Source organism: Mesorhizobium escarrei, assembly GCF_935825525.1.
In the GTDB taxonomy this organism is placed as follows: Bacteria; Pseudomonadota; Alphaproteobacteria; order Rhizobiales; family Rhizobiaceae; genus Mesorhizobium; species Mesorhizobium escarrei.
Window position 1 is genome coordinate 1 of the sequence record NZ_CAKXZT010000038.1, and the last position, 725, is coordinate 725.

The 725-nt window shown below is 62.9% G+C and carries 1 protein-coding gene; it reads left to right on the forward strand.

Annotated features, from left to right (window positions below; genetic code table 11):
* Nucleotides 1–251 precede the first annotated feature (251 nt).
* Nucleotides 252–725: MFS transporter (locus tag NMG80_RS03405; protein ID WP_436798535.1), on the forward strand; the 474-nt coding region annotated here is incomplete at its 3' end.

Consider the following 725-nt stretch of genomic DNA (forward strand, 5'->3'; position numbering starts at 1 on the left):
GGCTGGCGGGCGGCAATGCGCCCCTTCCTGGACATTACCAAAGCAAGACCACGGGGAATTCTGACCCACTTCCCGAGCTTCATGGCCTTCGCCTCGCTGGAATGTCTAACGCGACTCCGTCATGATCTCCCAGCCCTGTTATCGACGCTGCCCCAAGCCCGTGGTGCCGACGCAGGTGATGAGGGCAGGCTAGATCAGTGCAGCGGATCCACCCGGCGACTTTCCTTTTTGCGGCTCGAGCCTTGCGCGATATGGGTGACGGCTTCGTGGCCGTTCTGTTGCCGGTCTATCTCCTCGCATTAGGCTTTGCACCTCTGCAGGTCGGCGTCATCGCGACCGCGTCGCTTCTCGGTTCCGCGCTATTGACCATCGGTTTCGGACTCCTTGGCGCCCGGTACGATCACCGCCAACTCCTGCTTGCCGCCGCAAGTCTGATGGTCGCCACGGGTGCGGCCTTTGCTGTGGTCCACGACTACGCGCTGCTTTTGGTGATCGCGTTCGCAGGCACAATCAACCCATCGGCCGGCAGCGTCAGCGTCTTCGTGCCCTTGGAGCATGCCGCGCTCACACGTGAGGTCACTGACGCCGCGCGGACCAAGATGTTCGCGCGTTACAGCCTTGTGGGTGCGCTCGCAGGCGCCGTTGGCGCGCTCGCTTCGGCAACCCCTGATCTTCTGGCTCCAGTCGGCCTCGACCAACTCACCGGTATCAAGGCGATGTTCGTG